The 6,403-nt window shown below is 74.2% G+C and carries 6 protein-coding genes and 1 pseudogene; 2 read left to right on the top strand and 5 right to left on the bottom strand.

The genetic code is table 11. From position 1 onward, the window contains the following. Positions 1–41: 41 nt before the first annotated feature. Entirely contained in the window at positions 42–821 is a 780-nt protein-coding gene (locus tag ABZ641_RS22650) for an IclR family transcriptional regulator (RefSeq protein WP_344621886.1), read from the bottom strand. A gap of 181 nt (positions 822–1,002) precedes the next feature. Here ABZ641_RS22650 and ABZ641_RS22645 point away from each other — a divergent pair, with 181 nt between their 5' ends. Further along, the gene (locus ABZ641_RS22645) at positions 1,003–2,526 is read left to right on the top strand and encodes an aldehyde dehydrogenase (NADP(+)) (protein ID WP_359984344.1); all 1,524 of its coding nucleotides are present in this window, start codon (positions 1,003–1,005) and stop codon (positions 2,524–2,526) included. 27 nt (positions 2,527–2,553) lie between these two features. Here the strand turns inward: ABZ641_RS22645 and ABZ641_RS22640 are convergent, their stop codons facing one another. The 4 genes and pseudogenes from ABZ641_RS22640 to fabG form a co-directional block, all read right to left on the bottom strand. Beyond that, entirely contained in the window at positions 2,554–2,829 is a 276-nt protein-coding gene (locus ABZ641_RS22640) for a DUF6343 family protein (protein ID WP_359984347.1), read from the bottom strand. Positions 2,830–2,919: 90 nt separating this feature from the next. Continuing rightward, a pseudogene (locus tag ABZ641_RS22635) lies at positions 2,920–3,537 on the bottom strand (phosphatase PAP2 family protein); the annotation flags it as partial. Positions 3,538–3,750: 213 nt separating this feature from the next. Continuing rightward, complete coding sequence (locus ABZ641_RS22630; protein WP_030272071.1) at positions 3,751–3,942, bottom strand: hypothetical protein; 192 nt, start codon at positions 3,940–3,942, stop codon at positions 3,751–3,753. Positions 3,943–4,154: 212 nt separating this feature from the next. Continuing rightward, entirely contained in the window at positions 4,155–4,922 is a 768-nt protein-coding gene (gene fabG / locus ABZ641_RS22625; protein WP_030272069.1) for a 3-oxoacyl-ACP reductase FabG, read from the bottom strand. 502 nt (positions 4,923–5,424) lie between these two features. On the opposite strand from fabG, the gene ABZ641_RS22620 reads away from it, so the two are divergent. Further along, positions 5,425–6,249, top strand: coding sequence for a MarR family winged helix-turn-helix transcriptional regulator (locus ABZ641_RS22620; protein WP_359984340.1), 825 nt, complete (start codon positions 5,425–5,427; stop codon positions 6,247–6,249). The last annotated feature ends 154 nt before the right edge of the window (positions 6,250–6,403 follow it).

The raw sequence follows: 6,403 nt of genomic DNA, 5'->3' as shown, positions 1-6,403 counted from the left end.
CCGGCCGGTGCGGTGCGGCCGGTGCGGTGCGGGGCGGCCGGTCAGAGGTGCCGGGTGGCGAGGGTGAGGCGGTCGCGGGCGTCCATCAGGGCGTCGCGGATCGTCTGCTCGCGGCCCGGGGTCAGCCGGGCGACCGGCACCGACACGCTCACCGCGTCCCGCGCGGGATGCCGGTAGGGGATCGCCACGCCGAAGCAGCGCACGCCGAGGGTGTTCTCCTCGCGGTCCACGGCGTAGCCGAGCTCGCGCACCCGCTGCAGCTCCTCGATGAGCTCCTCGCGGTCGGTGTGGGTGTGCTCGGTGAGCGGCTCCAGCTTCTCCGGCAGCAGCCGGCGGATCTGCTCGTCGGTGCGGGTGGCCAGCAGTGCCTTGCCGTGCGAGGTGCAGTACGCGGGCAGCCGCCGGCCGATCCGGGTGAAGGGCCGCAGGCTGTGCTGGGACTGACGGGTCGCCAGGTACACCACGTTGGTGCCGTCGAGGCGGGCGAGGTGGATCGTCTCGCCGGTGTCGTCGGCCAGCCGGTCCAGGGTCGGGCGGGCCGCGGCCACCGCCTCGTCGCCGTCGATGTACGAGCTGCCGACCAGCAGGGCACGGACGCCGATGCCGTAGCGGGTGCCGGTCGCGTCGGTCTCCACCCAGCCGAGTTCGACCAGGGTGCGCAGCAGCATGTACAGGCTGGACTTGGGGTACCCGGTCTGCTCCTGCACCTCGGCCAGGCTGTGCATGCCGGTGTTGCCGGCGAAGTACTCCAGGAGTTCCACGGTGCGCACCGCGGACTTGACCTGGGCGCCGCCGGGCGCGGCGTCCTTGGGCGAGGGCATGTCCTTGACCCCTTCCGTCACGCGGCGTATCGTCCCGCGAGTTCAAGTAGTCGTACCGCGTTCAGCATACTGAACAGCCGGGCGGTGCGGGAGACGGGGAGACCGGCCCGCACGCGCCACCGCCGCGGACGCACCTCCGCCGCGGACGCTACCCGACCGGCACCGCGCTGAGGAGGCCCGCGTGCACACCGCCGACGACCGGCCCGCCCCCGTCCACTCCACCGACCCGAGGACCGGCGAACCGCGCGGCCCGGTCGCCACGGAGGCCGGCGAAGCCGGGGTCGACGCCGCCGTCCGCGCGGCCGCCGCGGCAGCCCCGGCGCTCGCCGACCGCGCACGCCGGACGGCGCTGCTGCGCGCCGCCGCCGACCACCTGGAGGCCGCCGCCGGCGAGATCGTCACCGCCGCCGACGCGGAGACCGCCCTCGGAACCGCCCGGCTCACCGGCGAACTCGCCCGCACCACCTACCAACTGCGCGCCTTCGCCGACCAGGTCGACGAAGGGTCCTTCCTCGACATCGTGATCGACCACGCCGACCCGGCACTCGGCCGGCCCGACCTGCGGCGGACGAAGCTGCCGCTCGGCGTCGTCGCCGTCTTCGCGGCGAGCAACTTCCCGCTCGCCTTCTCCGTGCCCGGCGGGGACACCGCCAGCGCCCTCGCCGCGGGCTGCCCGGTCGTCGTCAAGGCGCACCCCGACCACCCGGAGACCGGTGCGACCACCGCCCGGCTGATCCGGGCCGCCGCGGAATCGGTGGGCCTGCCCGCGGACGTCCTCGGCCTGGTGCACGGCTTCGACGCCGGCCCGGCCCTCGTCCGCCACCCGCTGACCGCCGCCGTCGGCTTCACCGGCTCCGTCCGAGGCGGCCGTGCCCTGTACGATCTGGCCGCCGCCCGGCCCCGGCCGATCCCCTTCCACGGCGAACTCGGCAGCCTCAACCCCGTCGTCGTCACCGAGCGGGCCGCCGCCACCCGCGCCGAGGAGATCGGCGCCGGGCTCGCCGGATCGTTCACCCTCGGCAACGGCCAGTTCTGCGTCAAGCCCGGCCTGGTCCTCGTCCCGGCCGCCGATCCCGGCGTCGAGAAGGCCGTGGTCGCCGCCGCCGCGCAGGCCCCGGCCGCCCCGATGCTCGATCCGCGGATGCGCGCGGCCTTCCTGGAGGGCGTGCGCGAGCGCGCCGCACTCCCCGGGGTGGAGGTGCTGCTCGCCGCCGGCGCGGCGCCCGCCGACGGTGCACCGCTCGCCGTCCGGCCGGGCGTGCTCGCGGTCGCCGCCGACCGGCTCGCCGACCTGCTGCTGGAGGAGTGCTTCGGCCCGGTCACCGTGCTCGTCCGCTACCGCGACGCCACCGAACTGGAGACCGTCCTCGCCCGGCTCGACGGCACCCTCACGGCCACCGTCCAGCTCGCCGCCGACGAGCGCGGACCGGACGCCGCCGCGCTGCTGCAGCGCCTCCTGCCGCTGGCCGGCCGCCTGGTCGTCGACGGCTGGCCGACCGGTGTCGCCGTCGCCCCCGCCATGCAGCACGGCGGCCCCTACCCGGCCACCACCTCCACCTCGACCTCGGTCGGCGCCACCGCGATCGAGCGCTGGCTCCGCCCGGTCAGCTACCAGAACACCCCGGAGGAGCTGCTGCCGCCCGAGCTGCACGACGCCAACCCGCTCGGACTGCCCCGCCGGGTCGACGGACGCCGCGAGCCCTGACGCCCGCGGCGAGCGCCGGGCCGGGCGTCACAGCTCGGTGCGGCGGCGCCGGACCACCACGTACAGGTCCACCGCGGCGAACACCGTCAGCACCCCGGAGAGCACTGCGAAGCCCGTCAGCGCACCGCTGCTCGGCAGGTCGGAGCCGGTGCTGCGGGAGGCCCAGAGCGCGAACCCGGCCGTCATCGCCACGAACACCGGCAGGAACATCACCGACAGCAGGAAGCGCAGCTTCAGATCGCTGCGGGCGGTCGCCGGCTCGGTGCCGCTGCGCCAGTACCGGGGTGTCCTCGCCGGACGCATGGCACTCACCTCCAGCCCCCTTCCAGGGTAGGCCGGGGGTCAGCGCCCGGTGCGGCCGGCCGGGCCGTGGTACAGCGCGGTGATCCGGCGGTCCGCGGCGTCCACCAGCGGCTCGGCGAGCGGCAGGGCGAGCAGCACCAGCAGGCCGGCCGTCCAGCCGGCCACCACGTCCGAGATCCAGTGGGTGCCGAGGTAGACGGTGGTGAGGCCGATCGACGCCGCCGTCAGCCCGGCCAGCACCGCCCCGGTGCGCCGCCACCGCACCGCCAGGTAGGCGAGGACGCCCCAGGTCACCACCGCGTTGGCGGTGTGCCCGGACGGGAAGATCGTTCCTCCGGCGAACAGCTCGGGGGAGTCGATGACGTGCGCATAGTGCGGGCCGAGCCGACCGGTGACGATCTTGACGCCGCCCACGGTGATGTTGAGGAGCAGCAGGGCCGCGCCCATCACCAGCAGCGGCCGCACGGTGCGGCTGCGCCAGGAGCGCCAGCCGAGCCAGAGGCAGGCGGCGATGGCGGAGGGGCCGCGCTGGCCCGCCACGATCCACACGTCGAGCAGCGGCCGCACCTCGGGCCACCGCTTGTACGGCTTGAGCAGCTCCAGCCACCAGTCGAAGCGGACCAGGGCGGTGTCGGCGAGCACCCCGACCACGACCGCCGCGTACACCAGCGCGGTGGCGGCGATCAGCAGCACGCGCCCGCGGCCGATCGGCGTCCGGGCCGGCTCCGCCGGCGGGACGGCCGCGGGCCGCCGGTCGAGGGGGGATTCGGTCAGGACTCGCACCCCAGAGACCCTACCCGCTGCACCACGGCGGTCCGGGTGGGGCCGGGACCGCCGGTTCCCCCGCCGGAGCCGCGGCGGCGGAACGCGAGAGGCCCCGCGGACGCGGGGCCTCTCGGCGGCGGCGGTACGGACTCCAGGTCAGGGGAGCAGGCGCTCCACGGCGACCCGGCCGTACTTCTGGAGGTCCTGCCGGGCCTTCTCGATGAGCTCCGGAGTGGGGGTGCGGCCGGAGGCCATCACCAGGTCCTCGGGGTCGACGGGGTGCTCCGCCCCGGTGTGGAGCAGGTGGTCCGGGGTGGGCATCGATCGGCTGTCAGTGGACTCGGACATGGAGGCCTCCAGTGGTACGAGTGCCGGCCGTGCCGTCGGCGACCGGTCGGCTGCGGCTCCGCGGCCCTCCTCGGGCAGCGGACGTCTGCTACCGAGTGTGGACCATCGGAGGGCCTGTGCGCACTGCGACGCTCTGGCTTCTTCCGCACCCTCGGCGACCGGCACGTCCGCGCCGGTCGCCGCGGGTACGGTCCGCAGCACCCGTCCGCGGGTCAGTCGAGCGGGCCGCCGGCCACGTACACGACCTGGCCGGAGACGAAGCCGGCGCCCTCGCTCGCCAGGAAGGAGATGGTGTGGGCGATGTCCTCGGGGGTGCCGACCCGGTTCACCGGGATCTGGGTCGCGGCGGCCTGCTTGAACGCCTCGAACTCCATGCCCACCCGGGCGGCGGTGGCCGCGGTCATGTCGGTGGCGATGAAGCCGGGGGCGACCGCGTTGGCGGTGATGCCGAACTTGCCGAGCTCGATCGCCAGGGTCTTGGTGAAGCCCTGCAGACCGGCCTTCGCGGACGAGTAGTTGGCCTGGCCGCGGTTGCCCTGGGCGGACGAGGAGGAGAGGTTGACGATCCGTCCGAAGCCGGCGTCCACCATGTGCTTCTGCACCGCACGGGTCATCAGGAAGGCGCCCTTGAGGTGCACGTTCATGACGGTGTCCCAGTCGGACTCGGACATCTTGAAGAGCAGGTTGTCGCGGAGCACACCGGCGTTGTTCACCAGCACCACGGGGGCGCCGAGTTCGGCGGCGATCCGGTCGACGGCGGCCTGCACCTGCTCGGCGTTCGAGACGTCGGCGCCGACGGCGAGCGCACGGCCGCCCGCGGCCACGATGGCGTCCACGGTCTGCTTGCCCGCGGACTCCTCCAGGTCGACCACGGCGACGGCGTAGCCGTCGGCGGCCAGGCGCAGGGCGGTGGCGGCGCCGATGCCGCGGGCGCCACCGGTGACGACGGCGACCCGGGTGGCGGGGGACTGCTCGGTCATGCTCGTACTCGTCTCTCTCGGAGGGGAGGGAGGCCGGCACCGGGGGCGGCGGCCTCCCCGCGCGCCCCGGCCGGTGAGCCCGGGGCGAAAGGTGGTACACAGCGCGCTGCGGCGACACCCTACCGGCGGGTAGTCTCGTGGGCCAGGGTGTAGAGCCGCAGGTGACGGAGGGTGAGGGCGGGCAGCGGCCGGACGGGCGAAACCCGACCTGTCGTGGGCCCGACAGATGGCGGAAATATGCCAACTTTGCCGAACATGCGACTACTATCAGCCCCTGCCTGCCAGGGCGGCTGAACCGTTTGTATAGTGTGCGCCAGCAGCCACCGGCTGCACGGCTGACGCGCCCTCCCACACAGCGGGACGCTTACTCGCCGTTACTGCCCCGCTCGGGTGTCCCACACACACCGAGCGTGACACCGGGACGGATTTCATGGTGCTGGGGGAGATCCCGACAACCCGAGTGGCCGGCCGACTGCAGCAGTCGCCCGGCCACCTCATCCGAGTGGCCCAGCAGGTGCACACCCGCTTGTGGTCCGAGCACGTCGGAGCCGATCTGACGGCTCCGCAGTTCGCCGTGCTCCTCGCGCTCGCCCTCGAGCCCGGTGCCGATCAGCGCACCGTGGGCGAACGGGCCTCGCTGGACAAGGCGACGATGGCCGAGATGGTGGCCCGACTCGTCCGACGCGGCCTGGTGCTGCGCCGGCGCGACCCGGCCGACGGCCGGCGCAAGCTGCTGGCCCTGTCTCAGAACGGCGCCCAGGCGGTCCGCGAGGCCACCGGCGGAGTCGTCCGCGTGCAGCGGACGCTCTTCGAGCCGCTCACCCCCGACGAGCAGATCGAGATCGTCCGGGTCATGGCCAAGATAGCCCGGCTGGAACCGGCCGCGGTCGCAGCGCTGACCGACGCGCGTCCGCTGCTCGACGCCCAGCGGGCGATCGGCTACCTCATTCGGGTGGCCCAGCAGGTGCACACCAAGCTCTGGTCCGACAAGGTCGGCGCCGAGCTGACCGCGCCCCAGTATGCGGTGCTGGAGGCGCTGGAGACGGAGCCGGGTGCGGACCAGCGCACCGTCGGCGAACTCGCTTCGCTCGACAAGGCGACGATGGCCGAGATGGTCAGCCGGCTCGTCCGGCGCGGCCTGGTGCTCCGCCGCCGCGACCCCTCGGACGGGCGGCGCAACCTGCTGTCGCTCTCGCCCGCCGGGCAGGACCTCCTGCACCGGTCGGCGGCCGGAGTGCGCGAGGTGCAGGAACTGCTCCTCGCCCCGCTGGAGCCCGAGGAGCACGAGCAGGCACTGGCCCTGCTCGCCAAGACCGCCCGGCTGTAGCCGGGGCGGAACGATTCGGCAGGTGCGCGGCCCCGGCCGCGCAACCGCCCGAGGGCCGTCACCTGTGCGGAGTGACGGCCCGGCGGGGGACCGGTGGGCGGGCCGCCCGTGTGTATTGGCAAACGATTTACACCAATAACCACAAAACATAATT

The organism is Kitasatospora sp. NPDC007106, assembly GCF_040634455.1.
GTDB classification, from domain to species: domain Bacteria; phylum Actinomycetota; class Actinomycetes; order Streptomycetales; family Streptomycetaceae; genus Kitasatospora; species Kitasatospora arboriphila.
The sequence above is the reverse complement of the archived record's forward strand: the minus strand, read 5'-3'. Positions and strand labels throughout refer to the sequence as shown.